Below are 23945 nucleotides of genomic sequence, written 5' to 3' on the forward strand. Positions count from 1 at the left end.
TTACGTGCGGTTTGCTACGTTCAAATTTTTCCTTTGCCATGGCAAATTTCCTATCTTTAAAATACTGAGAAAATGGTATTTGGTGCCCATGGGCAGATTTGAACTGCCGGCCTCTCCCTTACCAAGGGAGTGCTCTACCCCTGAGCTACATGGGCCAATAGACTATTGGAGCGGGTGAAGGGAATCGAACCCTCACCGTAAGCTTGGAAGGCTTCTGCTCTACCATTGAGCTACACCCGCAGACTTACTGCATCAATGCTCCAACACATTGGAATTTGGTGGTGGGAGAAGGATTCGAACCTTCGAAGCTCTCGCAACAGATTTACAGTCTGCCCCCTTTGACCGCTCGGGAATCCCACCAAAAGAGAACGCAAGTTTATTCGTGACTCAGATTTTCGTCAAGTTCTTTTTTAATTTTGTTTTCTTAAAATCACTCAATTTATTGCTTTAAAAAAGAATTTATTTGAACTGAATGATTTTTTCGTATTTTGCCATCAGCTCTTCGTGCGTTTCCGGATGCTCTTCATCAATCAGGATGCAGTCCACGGGGCATACCTGCTGACATTGCGGCTCATCGTAATGGCCTACGCACTGCGTACACAAATTAGGGTTGATTTCGTAAATTTCCTCGCCTTGCGAGATGGCGTCATTGGGGCACTCCGGCTCGCAAACGTCACAGTTAATGCACTCATCTGTAATAAAGAGCGACATTTCTTTTCCTTTTTCATTTAAATTATCAAAACCGATTGGGCGCGGATTATAGCACAAACGCGTCAAAAACAATCCGTTTAGGCGAATGTTTACACCCTGGTAATGATTCTCAAATCTCTTACTATTCAGCCACTTGGACAAACTGCAAGAGCACAAAACCGCTCTTACCCGCCCGCCCTTCGCGATAAGGCTCCAGCCACTCGGGGAAATCGGGCAGCTCCCCTGCTTCAATATAGACCATTGCCCCGTTTTTCAAGCTGTTTTTCAAAGAAGTAAACAAATTTTCCCAATCCTGCCACGCAAACGGCGGATCCAAAAAGACCACATCAAACTTTTCAGACGACCTCTGCAAATACGCAAGGCCATCGGTATTGAGGATTTCCAGTTTATCCAAACCCAATGCTCTGGCGTTTTGCCGCAGCATATCGGCAGTTTTGCGATTATTATCTGCCAGCACCACCCTCTTCGCGTTACGGGACGCGGCTTCAAATCCCAACGCGCCGCTTCCGGCAAACAAATCCAACGCATTCAGACCGGTCAAATCCTGACCCAGCCAATTAAAAAGTTTTTCGCGGACACTGTCAGGCGTCGGCCGCAGACCGTCCGCATCTGCAAAAACCAGTTTCCGTCCCCTGCATTGCCCGCCGATGATGCGGACTTGATTTGAATGTTTGCTGTGTTTGCTCATAATTAAAACAAATCGTCCGACAGTTTCAGACGACCTCTAAAGAATGACAAAGCAGCCATTATACCGCAGCGTTTTTTCATTTAAGGCCGCATGAAAACAAATCGGCGCATCGTGAAATTTTATTTTTTATGATGCTAAACTTACAAAATTTTATAAATCATAAAATATTTTCTCAAATAAAAAGGTCGCTTACGTCCGCCATTAGAACTTTCCCACCGTTTTTTCAGTCTATTGGTCATAATACGTAATGAAAATATGGATGGCTGACAATGCCGCTTTGGAAAATTATTTTGGGTGTTTATATCGGCGGCGTGATTGCCTTCACCGCCCACGCCCATTTTTTTGACGAATATTACCGCCACTTGGGATTGATTCCGAACTTGGGGCGCGGTCTGCTTTGGTTCGTCTTTTGCCTGCCCTTGATCGGTAAAACCGTTGCTTTGATAGTCAGTTTATTCTTTCTTGCCACGTTGGTTTTTGCAAGGCGTTAAATCTCTTCTTAATAAAACTGAAAAGGTCGTCTGAAAAATTTTCAGACGACCTTTTCAGTTTGAGTTTGACGACATGAAATACTGAACTATGTTTCACCATGTAAAGTGCATTTTAAACTTAAACTAGATAAATTACATTTACTTATTTATAATGAGTATCTCTCTGTGAAATATTTATATAGGGTTATTATCATGTCAGACCTGAATCTCAGTAACAGTATATTCCAAGGTTACAACGACAAACATGGTTTAATGATTTGTGGGTATGAGTGGGGTTGGAGTAAAGCCGATGAGGCTGCTTATGTAGCAGGTGAATACAAACTCCCTGAAAACAAAATCGACCATACATTTGCAAATAAATCCCTCTATTATGGTGAGCAGGCAAAAAAGTGGCGTTACGACAATACAATAAAAAATTGGTTTGAAATGTGGGGACACCCCTTAGACGAAAATGGATTGGGCGGTGCATTTGAAAAATCCCTGGTTCAAACCAACTGGGCAGCTACTCAGGGCAACAAAATCGACAATCCAAACAAATTTCTCCAGCCCGAACACGTCGATAATTTTCTCTACCACATTGAGAAACTACGTCCTAAATTGATTCTCTTCATGGGAAGCAACCTGACAAATTATCTTAATTGCGCAAATGTATTGCCGCGCTTCGAGCAGCTTGTCGGAAAACAAACTCAACCGCTACGAGTAGTACAAAAAGATTTTAGCGGTACACGTTTCAAAATCAGATTCCAATCGTTTGAAAATTGCGAAGTCGTCTGCCTGCCCCACCCTAGTGCCAGCCGCGGTCTATCTTACGATTACATAGCCTTATTTGAACCAGAAATGAACCGTATTTTATCGGACTTTAAAACGACACGCGGATTTAAATAAAACAATCACAGAAAAGCAAAGGTCGTCTGAAATTTTTTCAGACGACCTTTTCTCTTTAAACCAACCTACTTTCATCATTCTTTCGGTGCAGGCGGTTCAATCTGTTCTTTCCAGCCGCATTCTTTTTGCGGACAGACTTTTTCCACGCCCCAGCGTTTGGTGGTTTTGATGGTCAAGACCGGCCAATGGCAGTTCGGGCATTCTTCGGCAACGGGCGGGTTCCAAGTGGCGTAGTTGCAGTCGGGATAGGTGCTGCAACTGTAAAACAGTTTGCCGTAGCGGGATTTGCGCTCGACGAGGTTACCTTTTTTGCATTGCGGGCATTGGACGCCGGTATCTTTTGGTTTTTCCAGCGGCTCGACGGGTTTGCATTTGGGGTAGTTGGCGCAGCCGATGAATTTGCTGCCGGTGCGGCTGTATTTGTACACCAGCCTTCCGCCGCATTTGGGGCACTCGCGCCCGTCGAGTTCGGCTTGCTCGGCTTCGGCTTTGGCGATGCGCTCGGCGGCTTCTTCGGCGGTTTCGTTGACGTTACGCGTGTAGCTGCACTCGGGATAGCCGGCGCAGGCGACGAAGCGGCCCATTTTGCCGAACTTGATTTGCAGTTTGTGTTCGCCGCATTTGGGGCAGGTTTCGTCGAGTTCCTGCGTGGTGAATTTGGCGCGTTCGATGCCTTCTTTTTCTTCCACTTGTTTGATGAACGGTTTCCAGAATTTGTCCATCACGGGAATCCAGCGGCGTTTGCCGTCGGCGATTTCGTCGAGCTGGTCTTCGAGTTTGGCGGTGAAGTGGTAGTCGACGTATTGGGCGAAGTGTTCGGTCAGAAATTTGTTGACGATGTCGCCTGTGTCGGTGGGCATGAAGCGTTTTTGCTCAAGGGTAACGTATTCGCGGTCTTTGAGCGTGGAGATGATGCTGGCGTAAGTCGAGGGGCGGCCGATGCCGTATTCTTCGAGGGCTTTAACCAGCGTGGCTTCGTTGTAGCGCGGCGGCGGGGTGGTAAAGTGTTGCTCGCCGTAGAGTTTGTCCACAGGCAGTTTGTCGCCTTCGCTCATTTCGGGCAGTTTTTTGCTGTCTTCGCCTTCTTCATCGTCGCTGCTTTCTTCGTAAACGCTGAGGAAGCCTGCGAAGGTTTGCACTTGTCCGGTTACGCGGAATACGCCTTTGCCAACAGTAATATCGACGGTGGTTTGGTCGAATTTGGCGGGCGTCATCTGACAGGCGACGGTGCGCTGCCAAATCATTTGATAGAGTTTGAACTGGTCTGCGCTCAGGAAGGGTTTGACGCTTTCGGGCGTGCGGTACACGGAAGTCGGACGGATCGCTTCGTGCGCTTCTTGGGCGTTTTTGGATTTGGTTTTGTATTGTTTGGCGGCACTCGGCAGATATTCTTTGCCGATTTTGTTTTCGATGTAATGGCGGATTTCGGTTAACGCTTCATCGGCCAAATTCACGCTGTCGGTACGCATATAGGTAATCAGACCGATGGCGCCCTGCCCTACGTCTATACCTTCGTAAAGCTGCTGGGCGGTACGCATGGTGCGGTCGGTGGTGAAGCCGAGTTTGCGTACGGCATCCTGCTGCATGGTGGATGTGGTGAACGGCGCGGCGGGATTGCGGCTGCGCTTTTTCTTTTCGATGGCGGTAACGACTGCCTCTTTGCCTTCGAGTTCTTTCAACACGTCGGCTTGCGCGGCTTCGTTCGGCAGGTCGAATTGTTCGAGTTTCGCGCCGTTGTATTGGGCGAGTTTGGCGGTGAACTTGCTGCGGCCTTTGTGGCTGTCGAGATGCACCGTCCAATATTCCTGCGCTTCAAAGGCGCGGATTTCGTTTTCGCGTTCGCAAATCAGACGCAGGGCGGGACTTTGCACACGGCCCGCGCTCAAACCGCGGCGGATCTTTTTCCACAACAATGGCGAGAGGTTGAAACCGACCAAATAGTCCAACGCACGGCGGGCTTGTTGTGCATCAACCAAATCCATTTCGATTTCGCGCGGGTTGGCGACGGCGTCGAGCACGGCGTTTTTGGTGATTTCGTGGAACACGACACGCTGCGGTTTGATGTTTTTCAGGCCGCGTTTGGATTTGAGGATTTCAAAAAGATGCCAGGAAATCGCTTCGCCTTCCCTATCCGGGTCGGTTGCGAGGTAGATGTTTTCGGCTTCTTTGGCTCCGGCGACAATCGCATCGACGTGTTTGGCGTTGCGTTTGATCAGCTCGTATTTCATGGCGAAGTCGTGTTCGGGATCGACGGCACCGTTTTTGGGGACGAGGTCGCGGACGTGGCCGTAGGAGGCCAGAATTTCGAAATCGCCGCCAAGGTATTTTTTCAGGGTTTTGGCTTTGGACGGTGATTCGACGATTAAGAGGTTTTTCGCCATTGTTTGTTCTCTTTTAATGTATTGGATGATGCGTTTCAGACGACCTTTCTGAACAAGCTGCGTCAAAAGGTCGTCTGAAAAGGTTTAATGCATGGTCGCTTTGCCGTTGAGCGCGCCCATCAGGTCATCGCCGATTAAGACGGGCAATTCGCTTTTGTGCGCCCACAACAAGAGCAACACCAGCACTTTCGCCGTATCGAGCGTGATTTCTTCGGGCGGGATGTGCATCAGGGCGTGGATGACGATTTCGCGCTGCTCGTAAGTGATGGCGCGTTCGGCAACCAGATACTGCATCAGCCCCATGACTTCCTGCGGCAGGTTTTCCACTTCCTCGTTGCAATACACGCGCAGGGCATGGCTGTCGAACGGCGCGGCGGCGAATTCGGACGTGTTGAACAACACTTCCATCATCATCAGCGTATTGCCGATTTCCGTTACGTCAAAACCCGCATCTTCCAACAGGCGGCCCAAATCCTCCGGCGGCGGACAATTGTCGAAATCTTGGAAGTGTTCGATGAGATAGGCGATGACTTCTGTCATGCTGGTTCCTTAATGAATGAATCAATTATGCTTTTATGCGCTGATAGCGTCCGCCCGGCAAGGCGGCGACGATGCCGTCGAGTTCGTATTCCAGCAGTCGTGCGTAAACGTCTGCCGCCGCCCATGCGGTTTGCTGCGCCAATATATCGGGATGCACGGGGTCGTAACCCATGGCGTCCAGCAGCCCGTCTTCCGCTATCGGCGCGGCAACCGTATTGGCTTGCGCCGGCTGTTTTCGGACATGAAGGTCGTCTGAAAATGGTAAAACAGGTTCAGACGACGTCTCTCTGACGGCAGTGCGTTTTTCCGTTTTTTTGTTTTTCTTATTTATAGAATATGATGGAACTGCCGCATTTTGCAATAGCCCCGGACATTCGTGAAGGATGTCGTCCAAACATTCCACCAATTTCGCGCCGTCTTTAATCAGCTTGTGACAGCCTTTGCTGTGCGGATTGTCTATCGAACCGGGTACCGCCATCACCTCCCGCCCCATCTCCGCCGCCAGCTTGGCGGTAATCAGCGAACCGGATTCCAACGCGGCCTCGACCACCAGCGTAACCTGTGACAACGCGGCAATCAGGCGGTTGCGGCGCGGGAAGTTGCCCGCAAACGGGCGCGTATCCAGAGGAAACTCGCTGACAATCAATCCTTTTTCGGCGATTTCATAGGCAAGGTTTTTATTGGACGGCGGGTAAATGCGGTCTATGCCCGTCCCCCATACGGCGATGGTGCCGCCGCCCGCCTGCAACGCGCCTTGATGGGCGGCGGTGTCGATACCCGAAGCCATACCCGACACGACGGGAATATCCTGTTCACTCAACGCCCTGCCGAAATCTTTGGCAATCCGCATTGCCTGCGGCGTGGCATGACGGCTGCCGACAATGGCGGCGGAAGGTTTGTGCAGCAGTTGCACGTTACCGCGCAAGAACAAAACCGGCGGCGCGGTAATGCCCTGCGTCAACATTTCGGGAAAATCATCATCTTGCAGCAGCAACAAACGGCAGCCGTCCTGCTTTTCCCATTGCAGCGCCGCTTCCGCAGCCTTTTGCGCCAACGCCCGTTTTTCGCCGTTGCGCCAAGATTCGGCTGCCTGCTTGTGGCACACTATCGCGGCGATTTGCTCCACAGGAGCATCCAGCGCGGCTTTCGCGCTGCCGAAACGTTGCAGCAGGAGCAAGAAGCCCTCCGCGCCGACATAAGGCGTAAACGCCAGTTGCAGCCAGGCAAGGCGGTCGTTTTCCGTCATCAATTGTGTCCCCTTGTTGTTTTCAGACGACCTTTGTTCGGGAGGTCGTCTGAAAACGGATAAATGTCAGTATTTAACGATAAAGCCGGCGAACTTTAAACCGATACGGCGTTCCCGCACCTGCTTCCGGTTTCGTACCTGTTCACCGTCATGCGGATGCTGCCAAACAGCCGGCAGCCCGTTAGTAACTTTTGTAATATTTTTATATTCTACACGATACGGCAGGAAAATCTGTCATTTGAATGGTTGTCGCCCATTGTGTCAAAAGTGAGTCGGCTCTACGGCAAAAACGGGCGGCTTGATGGCAAACAAGGTCGTCTGAAAACATACCGCAGCGTGCCGTATGCTTTCAGACGACCTCTTATCCTACTACCGCCCTACTCTTCTGCTTTTTCCGCTGCGCTGCGGCGGGAAACGCTGATGCCTAATTGTTTGAGTTTGCGGTAGAGGTGCGTACGCTCCAGGCCGACTTTTTGGGCGACACGGCTCATGTTTTGCCCTTCTTGGGCGATGTGGTACTCGAAATAGCGGCGCTCCAATTCTTCACGCAGTTCGCGCAAAGGCATGTTGAAGTTGAAACCGCCGACGATTTCGGTGGCGACCGTCGCCCGTTTTTGTCCCAATGCGGCAACGACCGCCTGCTCGTGGACTTCCTGTCCGTCCGCTTCCAGCATCAGGTTTTTCACGACGCTGCGGAGCTGGTCGAAATTGCCCGGCCAGTTGTATTGGCACAGGACGGTCAGCGAGCCGTTGCTGAATTTGACGGGCTGGATTTTTTCGCTGTCCGCCAATTCGGTCATGACTTGGTTGACCAAGAAGGCGATGTCTTCGGATTGGCTGCGCAACGGCGGGATGCTGATGACGTTGCCGGAAAGCAGTTCGGACAACTTGGCATCGGCAATGGCGTCTGCCGGGCTTTCATCGGCGGCGTGGCTGCCGGCGACGATGACGCGCACATTGTAACGGTCTGCCTTACCGAGGATGAAGCTGATGCCGTTTTGGATGTTTTTGCTGTACTGCGCGGCATCACCGAGATAGAGCGTGCCGCCCGATGCTTTTTGCAGCAGCTCCAATGGCGCATCGGCAATGAGTTCGACGCGGCTGAGTCCGACCCAAGGCGTGCCGCTTTTGTGGAAATAACGGGCAACGATTTCAAACGGCGAACCGGTTTCGCCGCTGAGCAGCACGGGTCCGCTTTTTTTCACGGCAGGCTCAAGTTGTTGCTTGAATTCTTGAATGGCGGGGCTGTTGCCGAGTTTGTCGAAGGACAAGCCCGCCGCCATCTGCATTTCGCCGTGTTTGAGGGCGCGGTCGACGGTAGAGAGCAGCTTTTGCAGGGCAATCGGTTTTTCCAGAAAATCGAGCGCTCCGATTTTGGTGGCTTCGACGGCGGTGTCGATGCTGGCGTGTCCGCTCATCATCACCACGGGCATGTTGAGCTGTCCGTTTTTCGCCCACTCTTTGAGCAGGGTAATCCCGTCGCAGTCGGGCATCCATATGTCCAACAACACCATGGCGGGACGGGTCTGGTGGCGCAGTTGGCGCGCCTCTTCGGCGTTCTCCGCCAAAGCCACGGAATAACCTTCGTCTTGGAGGATTTCCGAGAGCAAGTCGCGGATACCTACTTCGTCATCTACAATTAAAATATCACTGCTACGCATAAGTTTCTACCAATCGGGGTAAGGCTATTTTCACACACGCGCCGCCTTCGTTCTGATTGCTCAGGCTGATGCGGCCGCCGTGCTCTTCGATGATTTTCTTCACAACGGGCAATCCCAGTCCCGTACCTGTCGGCTTGTCGGTAACATACGGCTCGAAGGCATTATGCAGCATTTCCTTGCTGAAACCTTTGCCGTTGTTACAAACGGTCAATAAAACCTGTCCATCGTTATCTTCACCGACGCTGACATTCACTTGCGGAACTTCTGCCTCTTCCGCCGCCTCTGCCGCGTTTTTGAAAATATTGTGCAACACCTGCCGCATGGCGGTGGTATCGGCGGAAATCGGCTGCGGCTTGTCGGACAAGTTCGGAACAAAGCGGCACGCCCCGCCCTCGTACAGCAGCAACACTTCTTCGACCAAACGGTTCAAATCGTGTTTTTCAAAATTCAGCGACGGGGCGCGGGCGTAATTGCGGAAGGCTTCGACCATTTCTTTCAATGCCGCCACCTGCTTGACGATAGTGTCGGTCGAACGACTGAGGATTTGGGCGTGTTGTTCGTCCAATTTATCATGCAATTTCCATGCCAATCTCTCGGCGGAAAGTTGGATAGGCGTGAGCGGATTGCGGATTTCATGCGCCAACCGTTTCGCCACTTCGCCCCAAGCGGCTTCTTTTTGGGCGCGGATGAGGACGGTGATGTCGTCAATCACCATTACCACGCCGTTGTCGTTGTCGTCGGGCAGGATGGTGGCTTTACCCAAGAGAATGCGCGCATCGTCGGGGGCGGCGTATTCGACTTGGACGGGCTTGGCGGCATTGGCGGTTTCTTCAATGGCGGCAAACACTTCGGCAAGCAGGGTCTGCTGCGGCGATTGTCCGCGCCAGTCGTGCCAGTTGCTGCCCCACAGCGGCACCAATTCAATGCCCAAAATCCGTTCGGCTGCTTTGTTGAAGGTTTTCAGACGACCTTCGGCATCCAAAGTAATCACGCCCGTGGTCAAACTTTCCAACACGCATTCGAGATAGTGGCGCGCTGCTTCTTCGCGCAGGCGATTGTTCTCGTCGGCTTCTTTGGCGATGGCAAGCTGTTCGGTCATGTGGTTGAACAACTGGGTCAACCTGCCGAATTCATCGTTGCGGAACACGGGGCGTTTCTGGCTGAAATCGCCCTGCGCCACTGCCCTTGCGCCTTCTGCCAACGACAATACCGGCTCGACGAAGCGGCGGGCGAAATACAGCGCCATCACCAAGGCAAGGAAAATCGCCAACAGCGCGGCAACCAGCAAAGTCGCTAAGAAGAAGGTTTGCAGGCCTTGTTTGGTGTAACTCAATTCGGCGTATTTCGCCCGCGCCGCTTCAATCAGCGTCGCGTCTTGCGCCACATCCTGCGGGATGGGCTGGCGGAAAAACAAGGCGTAATCGCGTCCGTTGTGCGCGCCGATCAGCATCCAGCCTTGCGCGTACAAGACATTTTCTATGTTTTCCAAACTGCGTATTGAGCCGGTCTGCTCCAGCTTCTCCCATCCTTCTTTGTCGAGTTCGGGTTGGTTTAGTTTCAGCGGATTGACACTTTTCTCAGTTTTATGGGTTTTGACGTCGTAGAGCGAAAGCTGGGTAAAGCCGCCCGATTTGGCGGCATTTTTCAGCGCCTTGCCCAAATCGCCGTCCACAGACGCGGTGCTGATCAGGTCGATTTGCACCGGCGTAGCATTACTGACTGCGTTGTCCACTGCCAGATTCAGCGCGGATTTGCTCAAGTTCAGGCTGCGTTCGAGGGCTTCGTGGGTATCGTTTCCGAACCACGAATTAATCGTGCCGTTGATGAACTGCGCGGAAATGCCAAACAGGAACACGCCCGGCAATACAGCCACCAGCGTAAACATCCCCGACAGCCGCCGCGCAATCTGCGAGCCGAACACACCCTTGCTTTTGTCGCGCATGAGGAGCAGGACGTAGCGCGTCAAAACCGATGCCAACACCAGCATCAGCAGCGCACACAGGGCGATAATCCACCAGAAATATTCCGCCAGCGGGCTGGTGCTGCCCGTTGCAATGGTCAGTCCGTAGAGCAGTCCCACCGCCGCCAACACGGCAATCAGGAGAAAGCGGCGCATGGTTTACTCCTGAGAGATGGTCAGCGACTTCCAGCCGGAATCCAAGTGCCAGTTTTTAGAAGTCAATGCGTTGATTTGGAAGGGTTTAGGCAGCTTCGCCGTCGAGAGCAGCAGGCGGATTTCGGCTTGTGTGTCTTTCGCTGCGACGCCGCTTAACGCGCCTTTGGACAGCACTTTCCAGTTGGCGACCGCCCCTACGCCGCGCAAGGCGGTATCGAGCGTGTCGTATTCGGTGGAAAACGTGCCGACGGTTATGCGGTAGCGGTTGGTCAGCGGATGGAAGGAAAGTTTGTAGTGGATGGTATTGTCGCTGTTGAGCAGCTGGTCAAACTTGAAACGGTAAGACGGCATGGAAGGCGCAGAAAGCTGCCAGCTCAAAGTGAAATTCAACGGCACGCCCTGCCGGAGCGCCTGTTTGAGCTGGTCGGGCAAATCGGTGCGGAAACGGCTGCTGACGGAAAGCTGCCCGGTTTCGGTCAGTTTCGCCTCGGAGCGGGTCACGCTAATGCCCTCCGCCGCCGCATTCAGCGACAGGGCGAGCAACAGCGTTCCAAACAGCCGTTTACTGCTTTTTGATAAGCGCGTAATAAAAGCCATCTTGATGTTTGTTCGGTAAAAGCACACGCGATTCGATCAGCTCGGCATCGGCGTGGCGGTTGAGGAATTTTTGCAACTGAACGTCGTTTTCTTCGACGAACACCGAGCAGGTGGCAAGCAGCATTCTGCCGTTTTTCGTCAGGGTTTGCCAAAGCGCGTCCAGCAATGCCTCCTGCTGACGGGCGGTTTTGGCGGCATCGGTCGGACGGCGCAGCCATTTCACGTCGGGATTGCGCCGCGCCACACCCGAGGCGGTACACGGCACGTCGGCAAGGATGGCGTCGAAAGGCTTTCCATCATACCACGCCGCCAAGTCCTGCGCATCGGCGCAAGCCAGAGCGGTCGTCTGAAACCCCAAGCGGTCGAGATTGTCCTTCACCCTTTTCAGACGACCTTCATCTATATCCAAAGCGGTAACATGACAATCCGCCAGTTCCAACATATGCCCCGTCTTCCCGCCCGGCGCGGCGCACGCGTCCAAAATCCGTTCGCCGTCTTTAGGGTTTAACAGATACGCCGCCTGCTGCGCCCCGAAATCCTGCACCGACACCAGCCCTTCGGCAAAACCGGGCAGGCGGCTGACGGGAACCGCCTCGTCCAACGTTACCGCATATTCGTCCAACGCCTTAGCCACAATCCCTTCCGCCGCCAGCTTTTCCAAATACGATTCGGCATTGCCGTGGCGTCGGTTGACCCGCAGCGTCATCGGCGGATGCGATTGCAGCGCGGTGGTGATGTTGTGCCAGTGTTTCGGATAATGGTTTTTCAGGTATGCCACCCACCACAGCGGCAGGTTGTGTTTCGCCACATCGTCTTTTTTGCACGAAGCCTCCAGCTTCTGCCGTTCGCGCAAAAAACGCCGCAAAATCGCGTTGGCAAACGAACGGTACTGCCCGCGCCCGATTTTCGCGATACTCTCGACCGCCTCATTGACCACGGCATGAGGCGCGTTGCGCGTGTAATGCAGTTGGTACATCGCCGCCAAAAGCAGGCTTTCGAGCTGCGGATTGTCAATCGGCTTTTTCAGCATCTGCGCGAGCATATATTTCAAGCTGCCCAAATAACGCTGGCAGCCGTAGGCAATATCCTGCAGCGCGCCGTTTTCCTGCGCCGTCAGCTCGGGATGCGCCGCGCGGATTTGCGCCAACACATCCTGAAGGTTACGCCCTTCGGCGACCGCCGCAATGCTGTCGGCGGCGAGTTTTTGGGCGAGGGACATACTCATAAATTCAATTCCTTAAATACCTGCTGTGGTTCGATTTGTTCGTTAAAAATGTAAACGCCGCACAAGCGGTTCGGGCGGTGTTCGGGGCAAGATTCAAATTGTGTTAATCCGATTGCCCGCTCATGACAATATCCATATAGTCCGTTCTTTTCAACACACATAAGGATTCATCATGACTTTGCGCGCCCTTTCACTGCTTGCCGTTTCCGCCGCACTCGTTTCCGGCAGCCTGACCGCCGCGGCGGCACCGCACAAACATTCCCGCGCCATCTCCCAAGCGCAAGCCGTCAAAATCGCCAAGAAACGCGTCGGCGGCGGCCGCGTTACCGACATCGACCACAGCGACGGACGCTGGGAAATCGAAATCCGCAGAGGCTGCACCGAATACGATGTGGACGTTTCCTCACAAAGCGGCCGCGTCATCAGAGTCGATACCGACAACCACTGCGACGATTAATCGATTCTTGATTAATGGATTCTTATAGGAAGCCGGACTGTCTGTCCGGCTTTTCTGTTTTCAGACGACCCCAAGCTTGCCTAAGGTCGTCTGAAAAACATTTAATCTGCCGTTTTGCCTGATTCGGGAATTTCAGACGACCACCCCGTCACGTTCCAACAATGCCCGATAGCGTTCGGCGTCCTGCGGCGAATAGCAACAGAAAACGATTTTTTCGACAGACGGACACTGCGGCGAAGTTTTTTTCAAAATCGCCAAAGCGGTTTCGGCAGCCAAGTCGGCGGGGAAACGGTACACGCCCGTGCTGATACAGGGGAAGGCGATGCTGCGGATGCCGTATTCTTGCGCCAACAGCAGGGAATTTTGATACGCCTCCGCCAGCTTGACCGCTTCGCTGCGGTGTCCGCCGAACCAAACCGGCCCGACGGTGTGAATCACAAATTTCGCCGGCAGCCGGTAGCCTTGGGTAATTTTCGCTTCGCCCGTGCGGCAGCCGTTCAACTTTCTGCACGCTTCCAACAATTCCCGTCCCGCCGCGCGGTGAATCGCGCCGTCCACGCCTCCGCCGCCCAACAACGAGGCATTGGCGGCGTTCACGATGGCATCGACTTCAAGTTTCGTAATATCGCCTTCGACTACTTCAAACACTGCCATGATCTGCTCCTAAACGTGGGGAATCTTGTCGTCAGTTCAACAAAACCAAACGTTTCCCTGCCGATATTTTCAGACGACCTCTGAATCATCAGAAGAAAGGTCGTCTGAAAATTGATAACCGGCCCGCTGTTTTTTTGATACTGCTCCTACCGCCAACCGTCATTCCCGCGCAGGCGGGAATCCATCTTTGAACTTCAACAGCGTTTTTCGAGCGCCCGTTTCTTGGCATTTTCAATGGATTCCCGCCATAGCTCATCCTCGCGTAGGCGGGGAAGGCATGGCAGCTAAGAAATGGGGGATGGGCTTGCTCTAAATTAGTTGACGAAACAGCTTCTACAAAACCGTCCCAACCTCAATCTTATGTCCTGCCGCAAACGCCGCAATCGGCATCCGTTTGCTGCCGGAAGGCTGCAATTCGGTAATCTTCAACGCATTCTCGCCGCAGGCAACAACCAAGCCGTCAGCTGAGCAAGACAACACTTCGCCCGCCCTACCTTGTTGCGCGACTACTTCAGCCCGCCAGATTTTCATCGGCTTGCCCTGATACTCGACCCACGCAGCGGGAACGGGGTTGAAGGCGCGGATTTTGCGTTCAATCACTGCCGCGCTTTCGTTCCAATCGACACGCGCTTCTTCTTTGCTTAATTTTTGTGCATAAGTCACACCTTCTTCGGGCTGTTTGACGCTTTTCAGACGACCCTCCGCCTTTAATTGTTGCAAATCAGCAACAATCGCTTCCGCACCGAGATTCATCAGCGCGTCGTGTACTTCGTTGGCGGTATCAGTCGGTTGAATGGCGTAACAGTGTTCGCTGACCACATCGCCGGTGTCCAAACCGATGTCCATCTGCATGATGCACACGCCCGTCTCGGCATCGCCCGCTTCAATCGCGCGCTGAATCGGCGCCGCACCACGCCAACGGGGCAGCAGCGAGGCATGGATGTTGAGACAGCCGTGTTTCGGCGTATCCAACACGTCTTGCGGCAGAATCAGTCCGTAGGCGGCAACGACCATCACGTCGGCATCGACTTCTTTGAGCATTTGCAGGGATTCGACGTTGTTGCGCAGTTTTTCAGGCTGAGCCACGCGCAAACCCAATTCCAACGCGGCCTGCTTCACGGGAGACGGGGCAAGCTGCATCCCGCGCCCTTTGGGGCGGTCGGGCTGGGTCAACACCAGCGGGATTTCAAAACCGGCGGCGGCAATGGCTTTTAAGGCGGCAGCGGCAAAATCGGGCGTACCGGCAAAGATGACTTTCATGGGGAAACTCCTTGGAAATGGGTTTCAGACGACCTATATAGCGCAACGGCAAACATTGCGACAGGTCGTCTGAAAGTTTGAAAAACAACGGCTTGCTGCCGCTTCCCTCTTTCAGACGACCTGTTCGACCGTATCATTCGGCTTTTAGATGGTGTGTTTCTGACGTTTTTTCAGTTTGGTCTTAATCCGACCCTGCTTGAGCTGCGACAGGCGTTCGACAAAAACGATGCCCATCAGGTGATCCAACTCGTGCTGCACGCAAATCGCCAACAGCCCGTCCGCCTCCAGCGTGAATTTCTCGCCTTTTTCGTTCAAAGCCTCGACCTTGACGCGTTCGGCGCGGGTAACGGTGTCGTAAATGCCCGGCACGGACAGGCAGCCTTCTTCGTAAGTGGTTTCGCCGTCTTTTTCAATAATGACGGGGTTGATGAACACGAGCGGCTCGCTGCGGTCTTCGGTCAAATCCATCACAACGACGCGTTCGTGCACATCGACCTGCGTCGCCGCCAGCCCGATGCCGCGCGCTTCGTACATGGTTTCAAACATATCGGCAACCAGCTTTTGGATGCGCTCATCGACTTGCTCGACAGGCTTCGCCACGGTGTGCAGACGCTCGTCGGGATATTGCAGGATATTCAGTAAAGCCATAATTTTCTCTTCGTTTTTCAATACTTGGGACGCGCATTCAAACGCGTCCGGAAGCAGATTGTGTGTGTTTTCATACAAATTTTGCGCCTGTCTTCACAATTCCCGTGATGACACTAACATTCAATGATAAAATATGCGTCAATGAATTTCTGTTCAATGCGCACGAAACGCCTATTGACGTTTTTTAAAGGGGGACGGCGGTTTTTTGCAAACTCCCGGCCATTTCATTTTCTCCGTTTATTTAAAGACAAACCGAATCAATTTCAAGGGGAACGGTTATGCAACAACGTATTATAACCCTGCTTTGTGTCGCGGGCATGGCAATTTCCGCCCACGCTCAAGCAGCTTCATTAAAAGTGCGCCCCGATGCGCCGCAACGCTACGTCGTGAAAAACGGCGACACACTCTGGGGCATCTCCGGCAAATATCTGTACAGCCCGTGGCAGTGGAACCGCCTTTGGGGCGCAAACCGCGGCGAAATCCGCAATCCGCATCTGATTTATCCGGGGCAGGTGTTGGTTTTGCGCTACGTCAACGGCCGCCCGCAACTGGGCTTCGAAAACGGCTCCGCAGGCAATGACGGCATTCCGGTCATCAAACTCAGCCCGCGCGTCCGCGAAACCTCTTCAGGCTACGGCATCCAAACCGTCAACGTGAACTTCTACCGCATGTTCATGCAACATCCGCAGTTCATCGACCAAATGAAGACCCAAGACGCACCGCGCCTGATCGACGGTCCTGACAACCGCATCATGTACAGCAAAGGCGAACGCGTGTACGCCTACGGCGTTACCGAACCCGGCCGCTATCTGGTTTACCGCGCCGTCAAAGACCTGACCGATCCCGATACCCGCAAATACCTCGGACAAGAAGTCGTCTTCAGCGGCATCGTCAGCACCCTGCCCTACACCAACAGCGCGCTGGACTCCGCTTCCGACGAAGACCGCAAATACCTGAAAGACGGCGAATACTACACCCGCCTGCACCCGCTGGCGAAAGTGCCAACCCAAACCGCGCAGCCTATGATTGTGGAAGAAGCCGTTTCCGAAATCCGCAAAGGCGACTTCCTGCTGAAAATGGACGGCGAAACCGAGCCTTTTCAAATCATGCCGCACGCGCCGACGCAACACATCGACGGTAAAGTCATCTCCATCCTCGACGGCGTACACGAAGCCGGACAATTCCAAACCGTTACCCTGAACAAAGGTTCCGCCGACGGCTTGGACAAAGGCACGGTCTTGAGCATTTACAAACGCGACCGCCAAGTGAAAGTCGATTTGGAAGAAGGCAAAAAAGGCCGTAAGAACATCGTTAAATATGTTTCCATCCCTGCCGAAGAAACCGCATTGGCCATGGTATACCGCACCGGCGAACATCTCTCGTCCGCCATCATTTTGGAAAACCTGACCAGCATCAACATCGGCGACACCGTATCCGAACCCGGCCGCGACTTGGACAACATGTCTGACGACAAACCGCACGTCCGCAACGAGCCGCAAGATTCCCACGATACGGAACACAACCAATACAATATCCACAGCAACATCAATAAATATTGATTGATTGCCGACAACAAAACGTCGTCTGAAAATTTCAGACGACGTTTTTTATATGGGTCATAAAGGTCGTCTGAAAACGACGCCTTTTATGATGAAACACTGAACATCGACGGAAACCGCGTTTCGTTATCACAAGAGCAAAATCCAATGATGCACCTTCAACAAGCTAACTCAATACAGCATTACGCTGTACAAGTCTGAAACAAACATTTTTCAAACATAGAAGTTCCAGCCAAACCTTTAATTTTTCCAAATATAGTGGATTAAAATTGCAATGATACGGCGTTGCCAACGCCCTTATGTACTACCCGTACACGGCGGGCGTTGTCGCCTTGTCTCATTTTTATTTTAATTCACTATACAGTCCATCAAATTTGCCTCTCAGCAATGTTTCGCCCCACACCAAACACCAAGCCAATCAGCTTTCTACCCCCTGACGAACCGCCGCATGATTACCCATCTGATTTAAAGCAAATCCACACAACCAAAACCTACGGATATAAAAAGGTCGTCTGAAACCTTTTCATATTTCAGACGACCTCGATATCAGAATCTAAGCAATTAATCGTCGCTGGTGAATGCCAACAAGATGCGCAACAAGCTGCTGAAAATATTGTAAATCGAGATGAAAATGGTCAGGGCCGCGCTGATATGGCTGTCTTCGCCACCGTCAATCACGGTACGCACCTGCCACATAATAACCAGCGAACTGAACACAACAAACGCGCCGGAAATCGCCAGGCTCAGAGCCGGAATTTGCAGAATGAAGTTAGCAACCACTGCAATCATCAGAACCACACCGCCGATTGCCAAGAAGCGTCCGAGCGAGTTCATGTTCATCGTTGTGCGGCGCGCCATTGCTGCCATCGTAAAGAATACGCCGGCGGTCATGGCTGCGGCAACACCTACGATTTGAGTACCATTACGGATAGCAAGCGCATATTGCAGCAACGGGCTGATCAACACACCCATACCGAAGGTGAAAATCATCAACAAGACAACGCCCGTATTGCTGTAACGGTTTTTCTCGATAAGGAAAATCATACCGTAGAAGAATGCCAATACAGCTACAAAACCCATCCAGCGTGCGCCGAACATAGCGTACAGGTTTAGGTTCAAAGCGCTGCTGGCAAATGCGCCGGCAATAGCGGGAATGAAAGACAAACCCAGCAGGCGGTAAGTTTTTTGCAAGACAATGTTTTGGGAAACTTGTCCTGCAAGAGGATAGTCGTAAACGTCGTTTCGCATGGCGTTTGCTCCTGAAAAAATGTGTGAAAACAAAAAGAGTACTGATTCTATCAGCAAATTATTGGCTTGGGCATAAAAATATGCCTACGTCGCCGTTTGGGGATAAGTGGTAGCGTTCAAAGCATTTTAAAGTGCCGCAATCATAAATTTACATAAAAGACTGCTTCTGAAACCGATGCCGAATCTTTGCCGGCCCCTTTTACCGTGTGATTTGATTTTCACCACTTCAAAACCGGATAAAACCAACTTCTGCAAGATAATGGATTTTGGAATTTAATGATTTGCCATAGTAAATTTGAACAGAGCCGGTTTCAGGCTGTGTAAACAACATAAGAAATAAAATAACTTCATTGATTATTTATCAACTTTCTATTTATTGTCTGTCGAACCGTTGAATGATAGGATTGCGGCGGTAAGTGTAGTGCAATCGCTCAAAATTTCATAAACGGCTGATTTCAGACGACATCAATGATGCGCAGAAAGCTGCTGTCTTCGATTTTAGCGATTCGTTATGTTTCACTTCATATCAATGATTACATAAGGAAATACAGTATGAACCGTCGTCAATTCTTGGGTGGTACAGCCGTTTCTTTGGCAGCCGCCGCCTCATTCGCCCACGCCCACGGACATCATGACCATAAAGGCCATTCCCACGCTGCCCCTGCTGCTGCATCCAAAGCCTATGAAGCAGCCAGAAAAGCGGCTGCCCACTGTGTTGAAGCAGGTCAAATCTGTTTGGCACACTGCATCCGACTGCTGAGCCAAGGCGATACTTCCATGAAAGATTGCGCAACAGGTGTCAACCAAATGCTGGCATTGTGCGGCGCGCTGCAAAACCTTGCCGCCCAAAACTCTCCGCTGACTCCATCTTTGGCAAAAGTCTGCATTGAAGCGTGCAAACAATGTTCCGCAGCGTGCAAACAACACGCAGGCCACCACGCAGAATGCAAACAATGCTATGAGTCTTGCCTTGCCTGCATCAAAGAGTGCGAAAAAATCGCTGCTTAATTGACGCGGCCAATAACCGGTCTGCCTGTGAAACAAACTTTGTTTTGCAGGCAGACCGGTTTGTTTAAATGGGATGGCTTTCACAAATTTATTTGAAATGTAAGTTTTGTTTGTAGAATGTTGTGTCTTTGCCTACAAAATTTTGCCATAAATTTAAAACTTCACGCGCCGGCGAAAAACGGTATGTTTAGGATTATTAAGTTCTGTAACGCGCCCCGTTCTGAAATGAAGACAACAGGTTGCAAGACTTCAATCTTAACCATTCCAATGGTCTTAAAATTTCTGCCAAACACATGATTTTCACGCTTCTTAACAGACGTTTTCTTGATAAGGTCGTCTGAAAATTGCCCGACACCTTGATAAGCTTTACAATGCAAGTAATTAAAATACATCCCGCCTTATCTTCCCCTTCATGAGTTCCGTACCCTTCATCGAAATGAAAGACGTTGCCTTCGCGTATGGCGACCGTCCGATTCTGAACAATATCAATTTCAGCATTCCCCAAGGAAACTTCGCCGCCGTGATGGGCGGTTCGGGCAGCGGCAAAACCACGCTGATGCGGCTGATTACGGGTCAGATTCATCCGCAGTCGGGTAAGGTTTTGATTGAAGGACGTGATTTGGCGGGCTTTTCGGCTGACGAATTGTATGAACACCGCCGCCGTATGGGCGTATTGTTCCAACACGGCGCGCTGTTTACCGATTTGTCGGTGTTCGACAATATCGCTTTTCCGATGCGCGAACTGACGCGCCTGCCGGAAGCGGTTATCCGCGATTTGGTTTTGTTGAAATTGAACGCGGTCGGTCTGCGCGGCGTGGAAAACCTGATGCCGTCCGAACTCTCTGGCGGGATGTCGCGCCGCGTCGCGCTTGCCCGCACGATTGCGCTCGACCCTGAAATCATGTTGTACGACGAGCCGTTTACCGGTCTTGATCCGATTTCCTTGGGCGTGATTGCCCACTTGATCAGCCGCGTCAACAAGGCTTTGCGTTCGACCAGCATTATGGTGACGCACGACATTGAAAAATCTTTGGAAATCGTCGACCAAGTGATTTTCTTGGCACACGGCGAAATTATGTTCTCCGGCTCGCCGCGGGAAATGCGCGAACTGGATTCGCCTTGGGTACGCCAGTTTGTCGGCGGCTTGGCAGACGGCCCCGTCGCATACCGCTATCCGGCGCAAACGTCGTTGCAGCAAGATTTGCTTGGATAGTTTTCAGACGACCTCGGTTTGCAGACGTCGTCTGAAACGTTTGAACCGTTGTTGCCTGAAGCCGAAATCATTTTTCAGACGACCCATCACCATCATCCTACAAGGTCGTCTGAAACCCGTTAATCCGTAATGGAAACCTATGAATTTTATCCGTTCCGTCGGGGCGAAAACCCTCGGCTTTATTCAATCTCTCGGCAGTATTACGCTGTTTCTGCTGAACATTCTGGCGAAATCCGGTACGGCTTTCGTCCGTCCGCGCCTGAGCGTGCGCCAAGTGTATTTTGCCGGCGTGCTGTCGGTGTTGATTGTTGCCGTTTCAGGGCTGTTTGTCGGCATGGTTTTGGGTTTGCAGGGCTATACGCAGTTGTCGAAATTCAAATCCGCCGATATTTTGGGCTATATGGTCGCGGCTTCGCTGTTGCGCGAACTAGGTCCGGTGTTGGCGGCGATTCTGTTTGCCAGCAGCGCGGGCGGTGCGATGACCAGCGAAATCGGTTTGATGAAAACGACCGAACAGCTCGAAGCGATGAACGTGATGGCGGTCAATCCTGTCGCCCGCGTGGTTGCGCCGCGCTTTTGGGCGGGCGTGTTTTCCATGCCGCTTTTGGCTTCGATTTTCAACGTGGCGGGGATTTACGGCGCGTATTTGGTCGGCGTAACCTGGCTGGGCTTGGACAGCGGCATTTTCTGGTCGCAAATGCAGAACAACATCACGATCCATTACGATGTAATCAACGGTCTGATCAAATCCGCTGCGTTCGGCGTGGCGGTAACGCTGATTGCCGTACATCAGGGCTTCCACTGCGTCCCGACCTCGGAAGGCATTTTGCGCGCCAGCACGCGTACGGTGGTTTCGTCCGCCCTGACGATTTTGGCGATTGACTTTGTGTTGACCGCATTGATGTTTACGGAATGACAGGTCGTCTGAAAACGAAACAAAGAACATTGGATATTCAAGGAACTTTAATGAAAAAGAATGTATTGGAATTTTGGGTCGGACTGTTTGTCCTGCTCGGTGTGGCAGCGGTCGGTTTTCTCGCTTTCCGCGTTGCGGGCGGCGCGGCGTTCGGCAATTCCGGCAAGACTTATACCGTATATGCCGATTTCAGCGACATCGGCGGCCTGAAGGCAAACGCGCCGATTAAATCTGCGGGCGTATTGGTCGGACGCGTCGGCTCCATCGAGCTTGACCCGAAATCCTATCAAGCGAAAGTCCGTCTCGATTTGGACAGCAAATATCAGTTCAGCAGCGACGTTTCCGCGCAAATCCTGACCTCCGGCCTGTTGGGCGAACAATATATCGGACTGCAACAAGGCGGCGACACCGATAATCTTGCCGCAGGCGATACCATTTCCGTTACCAGCTCTGCCATGGTTCTGGAAAACCTGATCGGTAAATTCATGACCAGCTTCGCCGAGAAAAACGCGGCGGGCGGCGACGATGCGGCAAAAGCCACCGAATAAACGTACACCATCATATTCATACTTTTAGGACACTTAATCATGAAAAAAACCTCTTTCATCAGCGCACTGAGCATCGGCATCTTGAGCATCAGCATGGCGGTTGCCGCCCCTGCCGACGCAGTGAACCAAATCCGTCAAAACGCCACTCAAGTATTGAGCATCTTAAAAAACGGCGATGCCAACACCGCCCGCCAAAAAGCCGAAGCCTATGCGATTCCCTATTTCGATTTCCAACGCATGACCGCGCTGGCAGTCGGCAACCCTTGGCGTACCGCGTCTGACACGCAAAAACAAGCATTGACCAAAGAATTTCAAACCCTGCTGATCCGCACCTATTCCGGCACCATGTTGAAATTCAAAAACGCCAACGTCAACGTCAAAGACAACCCCGTTGTCAATAAAGGCGGCAAAGAAATCATCGTCCGCGCCGAAGTCAGCGTACCCGGTCAAAAACCCGTCAACATGGACTTCACCACCTACCAAAGCGGCAACAAATACCGTGCCTACAACGTCGCCATCGAAGGCGCGAGCTTGGTAACCGTGTACCGCAACCAATTCGGCGAAACCATCAAAGCCAAAGGCGTAGACGGACTGATTGCCGAGCTGAAAGCCAAAAACGGCAGCAAATAATGCAAAGACAAGCCATGCCGTCCGCTTTCAGACGACATGGCTTTCGCACACAATAACCTTCAGGTTTTATCATCCAAGATTAAGTTGACAAGACAGCCATGCAAATCGAACTTCGCGACGGCACGCTGCACATCAGCGGCGACATCACCGTCAAAACCTTGACCGCCGACGCCTTTACCCGCTTCAGGCAGCAATGTCGTCTGAAAGACACCCGCGCGGTTGATTTGAGCGGCGTCAGACGCGCCGATTCCGCCTGCGTGTCCCTGCTGCTTGACGCACTGCGCCGCCCGGACGGGAAAATCACCCTGCAAGGCATACCCGAATCCGTGCGCACCCTGTCCGAGCTTTACGAAATCAAAGACTGGTTAAACCCATGAAAAAAACCACCGCTTCACTCCTATTCCTCATCGGCATGGTCTCAACCCCCGCATTTGCCGAAACCAATCCCGCCGACCCCTACGAAGGCTACAACCGCGCCGTATTCAAATTCAACGACAAGGCCGACCAATACGTCCTCGCCCCCGTCGCACGCGGCTACCGCAAAATAACGCCCAAGCCCGTCCGCACCGGCGTGAGCAACTTCTTCAACAACCTGCGCGATGTCGTCAGCTTCGGCAGCAATGTTCTGCGCCTTGACGTCAAACGCGCCAGCGAAGACCTCGTCCGCGTCGGCATCAACACCACCTTCGGCCTTGGCGGTTTAATCGACGTAGCCGGTGCAGGCGGCGTACCCAGCAATAAAAACACCCTCGGCGACACCTTCGCCTCATGGGGCTGGAAAAACAGCAACTACTTCGTTGTCCCCCTGTTCGGCCCATCTACCGTACGCGATACCATTGGCAACGCCGTTACCACCGTCTACCCAGTTAAAAACGCCGTCTTCCACACCAGAGCAGGACGCTGGGGCACAATCGGCCTGCAGGCCATCAACACCCGTAAAGAACTGCTCGACCTGACCGACAGCCTCGAAGGCGCAGCCATCGACAAATACAGCTACACCCGCGACCTCTACATGAAAGTGCGCAGCCGCCAAACCGGCGGGACATTACCGCAAGGCGAGGATGACAATATCGACATCGACGAATTGGTGGACAGCGACCTGCCTGCCGAAGCCGGGGCAGATGCCTCCAATACCTCTGCCGGCGAAACTGCCGACCTTTATTTATACACCCCTATCCAAACCGGTAACACCAGCCGATGATGCGGCAAACGATTAATCCGGTTTCCATGCAAAAGGTCGTCTGAAAAGTGAACTGGCCCCCA

At 52.4% G+C, this 23945-nt stretch carries 24 protein-coding genes and 3 tRNA genes; 11 read left to right on the forward strand and 16 right to left on the reverse strand.

Annotated features, from left to right (window positions below; all coding sequences use genetic code 11):
- Window positions 1–80: 80 nt before the first annotated feature.
- The 5 genes from HMPREF2726_RS00135 to rsmD all read right to left on the reverse strand — a co-directional run bounded on the left by HMPREF2726_RS00135 (window position 81) and on the right by rsmD (window position 1399).
- A tRNA-Thr gene (locus HMPREF2726_RS00135) sits at window positions 81–155 on the reverse strand.
- Window positions 156–166: 11 nt separating this feature from the next.
- Window positions 167–240 (reverse strand) — tRNA-Gly (locus HMPREF2726_RS00140).
- Window positions 241–276: 36 nt separating this feature from the next.
- Window positions 277–360: transfer RNA gene (locus HMPREF2726_RS00145), tRNA-Tyr, on the reverse strand.
- Between the two features lie 99 nt (window positions 361–459).
- Window positions 460–711, reverse strand: coding sequence for a YfhL family 4Fe-4S dicluster ferredoxin (locus tag HMPREF2726_RS00150; protein ID WP_003679513.1), 252 nt, complete (start codon window positions 709–711; stop codon window positions 460–462).
- A 121-nt stretch (window positions 712–832) separates the two neighbouring features.
- Window positions 833–1399 carry a 16S rRNA (guanine(966)-N(2))-methyltransferase RsmD gene (gene rsmD, locus HMPREF2726_RS00155; RefSeq protein ID WP_009312696.1) on the reverse strand — a complete coding sequence of 189 codons (567 nt, stop codon included), beginning with the start codon at window positions 1397–1399 and terminating at the stop codon, window positions 833–835.
- A 269-nt stretch (window positions 1400–1668) separates the two neighbouring features.
- On the opposite strand from rsmD, the gene HMPREF2726_RS00160 reads away from it, so the two are divergent.
- Window positions 1669–1890: a hypothetical protein gene (locus tag HMPREF2726_RS00160; RefSeq protein WP_003742639.1), complete on the forward strand. Its 222-nt coding sequence runs from the start codon at window positions 1669–1671 to the stop codon at window positions 1888–1890.
- Between the two features lie 189 nt (window positions 1891–2079).
- Window positions 2080–2775: a hypothetical protein gene (locus tag HMPREF2726_RS00165; protein ID WP_029609880.1), complete on the forward strand. Its 696-nt coding sequence runs from the start codon at window positions 2080–2082 to the stop codon at window positions 2773–2775.
- 74 nt (window positions 2776–2849) lie between these two features.
- Here HMPREF2726_RS00165 and topA read toward each other — a convergent pair whose 3' ends face one another.
- The 7 genes from topA to rsmB all read right to left on the reverse strand — a co-directional run bounded on the left by topA (window position 2850) and on the right by rsmB (window position 12541).
- Window positions 2850–5156: a type I DNA topoisomerase gene (gene topA, locus HMPREF2726_RS00170; protein ID WP_070601827.1), complete on the reverse strand. Its 2307-nt coding sequence runs from the start codon at window positions 5154–5156 to the stop codon at window positions 2850–2852.
- An 84-nt stretch (window positions 5157–5240) separates the two neighbouring features.
- Window positions 5241–5696, reverse strand: a complete 456-nt coding sequence (locus tag HMPREF2726_RS00175; protein WP_003742632.1) for a Smg family protein — start codon at window positions 5694–5696, stop codon at window positions 5241–5243.
- 25 nt (window positions 5697–5721) lie between these two features.
- Window positions 5722–6942 carry a DNA-processing protein DprA gene (gene dprA / locus HMPREF2726_RS00180; RefSeq protein WP_070601829.1) on the reverse strand — a complete coding sequence of 407 codons (1221 nt, stop codon included), beginning with the start codon at window positions 6940–6942 and terminating at the stop codon, window positions 5722–5724.
- A gap of 377 nt (window positions 6943–7319) precedes the next feature.
- Complete coding sequence (locus tag HMPREF2726_RS00185; RefSeq protein WP_003763191.1) at window positions 7320–8603, reverse strand: sigma-54-dependent transcriptional regulator; 1284 nt, start codon at window positions 8601–8603, stop codon at window positions 7320–7322.
- Entirely contained in the window at window positions 8596–10719 is a 2124-nt protein-coding gene (locus HMPREF2726_RS00190) for a sensor histidine kinase (protein WP_003760528.1), read from the reverse strand. Before HMPREF2726_RS00190 ends, HMPREF2726_RS00185 begins: the two co-directional genes overlap by 8 nt.
- A 3-nt stretch (window positions 10720–10722) precedes the next feature.
- Window positions 10723–11316 carry a DUF4390 domain-containing protein gene (locus HMPREF2726_RS00195; RefSeq protein ID WP_009312693.1) on the reverse strand — a complete coding sequence of 198 codons (594 nt, stop codon included), beginning with the start codon at window positions 11314–11316 and terminating at the stop codon, window positions 10723–10725.
- Window positions 11282–12541 (reverse strand): 16S rRNA (cytosine(967)-C(5))-methyltransferase RsmB, encoded by a 1260-nt coding sequence (gene rsmB, locus HMPREF2726_RS00200; protein WP_009312692.1) that lies wholly within the window; start codon window positions 12539–12541, stop codon window positions 11282–11284. Before rsmB ends, HMPREF2726_RS00195 begins: the two co-directional genes overlap by 35 nt.
- Before the next feature lie 172 nt (window positions 12542–12713).
- On the opposite strand from rsmB, the gene HMPREF2726_RS00205 reads away from it, so the two are divergent.
- On the forward strand, window positions 12714–12998 hold the full coding sequence (locus HMPREF2726_RS00205) for a PepSY domain-containing protein (RefSeq protein WP_009312691.1): 285 nt from the start codon (window positions 12714–12716) through the stop codon (window positions 12996–12998).
- A 132-nt stretch (window positions 12999–13130) separates the two neighbouring features.
- On the opposite strand, the gene HMPREF2726_RS00210 is transcribed toward HMPREF2726_RS00205, so the two are convergent.
- The 3 genes from HMPREF2726_RS00210 to def all read right to left on the reverse strand — a co-directional run bounded on the left by HMPREF2726_RS00210 (window position 13131) and on the right by def (window position 15560).
- Window positions 13131–13652 carry an O-acetyl-ADP-ribose deacetylase gene (locus tag HMPREF2726_RS00210; RefSeq protein WP_009312690.1) on the reverse strand — a complete coding sequence of 174 codons (522 nt, stop codon included), beginning with the start codon at window positions 13650–13652 and terminating at the stop codon, window positions 13131–13133.
- Window positions 13653–13985: 333 nt separating this feature from the next.
- Window positions 13986–14912, reverse strand: coding sequence for a methionyl-tRNA formyltransferase (gene fmt, locus HMPREF2726_RS00215; RefSeq protein WP_009312689.1), 927 nt, complete (start codon window positions 14910–14912; stop codon window positions 13986–13988).
- A gap of 144 nt (window positions 14913–15056) precedes the next feature.
- Window positions 15057–15560, reverse strand: a complete 504-nt coding sequence (gene def, locus HMPREF2726_RS00220; RefSeq protein ID WP_009312688.1) for a peptide deformylase — start codon at window positions 15558–15560, stop codon at window positions 15057–15059.
- A gap of 278 nt (window positions 15561–15838) precedes the next feature.
- Here def and HMPREF2726_RS00225 point away from each other — a divergent pair, with 278 nt between their 5' ends.
- Window positions 15839–17119, forward strand: a complete 1281-nt coding sequence (locus HMPREF2726_RS00225; protein ID WP_009312686.1) for a LysM peptidoglycan-binding domain-containing protein — start codon at window positions 15839–15841, stop codon at window positions 17117–17119.
- Between the two features lie 561 nt (window positions 17120–17680).
- On the opposite strand, the gene HMPREF2726_RS00230 is transcribed toward HMPREF2726_RS00225, so the two are convergent.
- Window positions 17681–18367 (reverse strand): Bax inhibitor-1 family protein, encoded by a 687-nt coding sequence (locus tag HMPREF2726_RS00230; protein WP_003760551.1) that lies wholly within the window; start codon window positions 18365–18367, stop codon window positions 17681–17683.
- Window positions 18368–18919: 552 nt separating this feature from the next.
- Between HMPREF2726_RS00230 and HMPREF2726_RS00235 the strand changes: the two genes are divergently transcribed.
- From HMPREF2726_RS00235 to HMPREF2726_RS00270, 7 genes are all read left to right on the forward strand, one after another.
- Window positions 18920–19375: a four-helix bundle copper-binding protein gene (locus HMPREF2726_RS00235; protein ID WP_009312683.1), complete on the forward strand. Its 456-nt coding sequence runs from the start codon at window positions 18920–18922 to the stop codon at window positions 19373–19375.
- Window positions 19376–19787: 412 nt separating this feature from the next.
- Window positions 19788–20588, forward strand: a complete 801-nt coding sequence (locus HMPREF2726_RS00245; protein WP_070601831.1) for an ABC transporter ATP-binding protein — start codon at window positions 19788–19790, stop codon at window positions 20586–20588.
- A 139-nt stretch (window positions 20589–20727) separates the two neighbouring features.
- Window positions 20728–21504, forward strand: coding sequence for a lipid asymmetry maintenance ABC transporter permease subunit MlaE (gene mlaE / locus HMPREF2726_RS00250; RefSeq protein WP_003742846.1), 777 nt, complete (start codon window positions 20728–20730; stop codon window positions 21502–21504).
- A 50-nt stretch (window positions 21505–21554) separates the two neighbouring features.
- Window positions 21555–22052 carry an outer membrane lipid asymmetry maintenance protein MlaD gene (gene mlaD / locus HMPREF2726_RS00255; RefSeq protein WP_070601833.1) on the forward strand — a complete coding sequence of 166 codons (498 nt, stop codon included), beginning with the start codon at window positions 21555–21557 and terminating at the stop codon, window positions 22050–22052.
- Window positions 22053–22091: 39 nt separating this feature from the next.
- Window positions 22092–22682, forward strand: coding sequence for an MlaC/ttg2D family ABC transporter substrate-binding protein (locus HMPREF2726_RS00260; RefSeq protein ID WP_070601835.1), 591 nt, complete (start codon window positions 22092–22094; stop codon window positions 22680–22682).
- A gap of 98 nt (window positions 22683–22780) precedes the next feature.
- Window positions 22781–23059: an STAS domain-containing protein gene (locus HMPREF2726_RS00265; protein ID WP_070601837.1), complete on the forward strand. Its 279-nt coding sequence runs from the start codon at window positions 22781–22783 to the stop codon at window positions 23057–23059.
- A complete protein-coding gene (locus HMPREF2726_RS00270; RefSeq protein ID WP_070601839.1) occupies window positions 23056–23883 on the forward strand; it encodes an MlaA family lipoprotein in 828 nt (275 codons plus the stop codon). The genes HMPREF2726_RS00265 and HMPREF2726_RS00270 overlap by 4 nt, the downstream gene beginning before the upstream one ends.
- The last annotated feature ends 62 nt before the right edge of the window (window positions 23884–23945 follow it).

Source organism: Neisseria sp. HMSC074B07 (assembly GCF_001810355.1).
Taxonomy (GTDB): domain Bacteria; phylum Pseudomonadota; class Gammaproteobacteria; order Burkholderiales; family Neisseriaceae; genus Neisseria.

Bases quoted from the DNA above. Each gene is read 5' to 3' on its own strand.
- HMPREF2726_RS00150 (WP_003679513.1), bottom strand. From the start codon at position 711: ATGTCGCTCTTTATTACAGATGAGTGCATTAACTGTGACGTTTGCGAG.
- rsmD (WP_009312696.1), bottom strand. From the start codon at position 1,399: ATGAGCAAACACAGCAAACATTCAAATCAAGTCCGCATCATCGGCGGG.
- HMPREF2726_RS00160 (WP_003742639.1), top strand. From the start codon at position 1,669: ATGCCGCTTTGGAAAATTATTTTGGGTGTTTATATCGGCGGCGTGATT.
- topA (WP_070601827.1), bottom strand. From the start codon at position 5,156: ATGGCGAAAAACCTCTTAATCGTCGAATCACCGTCCAAAGCCAAAACC.
- HMPREF2726_RS00175 (WP_003742632.1), bottom strand. From the start codon at position 5,696: ATGACAGAAGTCATCGCCTATCTCATCGAACACTTCCAAGATTTCGAC.
- dprA (WP_070601829.1), bottom strand. From the start codon at position 6,942: ATGACGGAAAACGACCGCCTTGCCTGGCTGCAACTGGCGTTTACGCCT.
- HMPREF2726_RS00185 (WP_003763191.1), bottom strand. From the start codon at position 8,603: ATGCGTAGCAGTGATATTTTAATTGTAGATGACGAAGTAGGTATCCGC.
- HMPREF2726_RS00190 (WP_003760528.1), bottom strand. From the start codon at position 10,719: ATGCGCCGCTTTCTCCTGATTGCCGTGTTGGCGGCGGTGGGACTGCTC.
- HMPREF2726_RS00195 (WP_009312693.1), bottom strand. From the start codon at position 11,316: ATGGCTTTTATTACGCGCTTATCAAAAAGCAGTAAACGGCTGTTTGGA.
- rsmB (WP_009312692.1), bottom strand. From the start codon at position 12,541: ATGAGTATGTCCCTCGCCCAAAAACTCGCCGCCGACAGCATTGCGGCG.
- HMPREF2726_RS00205 (WP_009312691.1), top strand. From the start codon at position 12,714: ATGACTTTGCGCGCCCTTTCACTGCTTGCCGTTTCCGCCGCACTCGTT.
- HMPREF2726_RS00210 (WP_009312690.1), bottom strand. From the start codon at position 13,652: ATGGCAGTGTTTGAAGTAGTCGAAGGCGATATTACGAAACTTGAAGTC.
- fmt (WP_009312689.1), bottom strand. From the start codon at position 14,912: ATGAAAGTCATCTTTGCCGGTACGCCCGATTTTGCCGCTGCCGCCTTA.
- def (WP_009312688.1), bottom strand. From the start codon at position 15,560: ATGGCTTTACTGAATATCCTGCAATATCCCGACGAGCGTCTGCACACC.
- HMPREF2726_RS00225 (WP_009312686.1), top strand. From the start codon at position 15,839: ATGCAACAACGTATTATAACCCTGCTTTGTGTCGCGGGCATGGCAATT.
- HMPREF2726_RS00230 (WP_003760551.1), bottom strand. From the start codon at position 18,367: ATGCGAAACGACGTTTACGACTATCCTCTTGCAGGACAAGTTTCCCAA.
- HMPREF2726_RS00235 (WP_009312683.1), top strand. From the start codon at position 18,920: ATGAACCGTCGTCAATTCTTGGGTGGTACAGCCGTTTCTTTGGCAGCC.
- HMPREF2726_RS00245 (WP_070601831.1), top strand. From the start codon at position 19,788: ATGAGTTCCGTACCCTTCATCGAAATGAAAGACGTTGCCTTCGCGTAT.
- mlaE (WP_003742846.1), top strand. From the start codon at position 20,728: ATGAATTTTATCCGTTCCGTCGGGGCGAAAACCCTCGGCTTTATTCAA.
- mlaD (WP_070601833.1), top strand. From the start codon at position 21,555: ATGAAAAAGAATGTATTGGAATTTTGGGTCGGACTGTTTGTCCTGCTC.
- HMPREF2726_RS00260 (WP_070601835.1), top strand. From the start codon at position 22,092: ATGAAAAAAACCTCTTTCATCAGCGCACTGAGCATCGGCATCTTGAGC.
- HMPREF2726_RS00265 (WP_070601837.1), top strand. From the start codon at position 22,781: ATGCAAATCGAACTTCGCGACGGCACGCTGCACATCAGCGGCGACATC.
- HMPREF2726_RS00270 (WP_070601839.1), top strand. From the start codon at position 23,056: ATGAAAAAAACCACCGCTTCACTCCTATTCCTCATCGGCATGGTCTCA.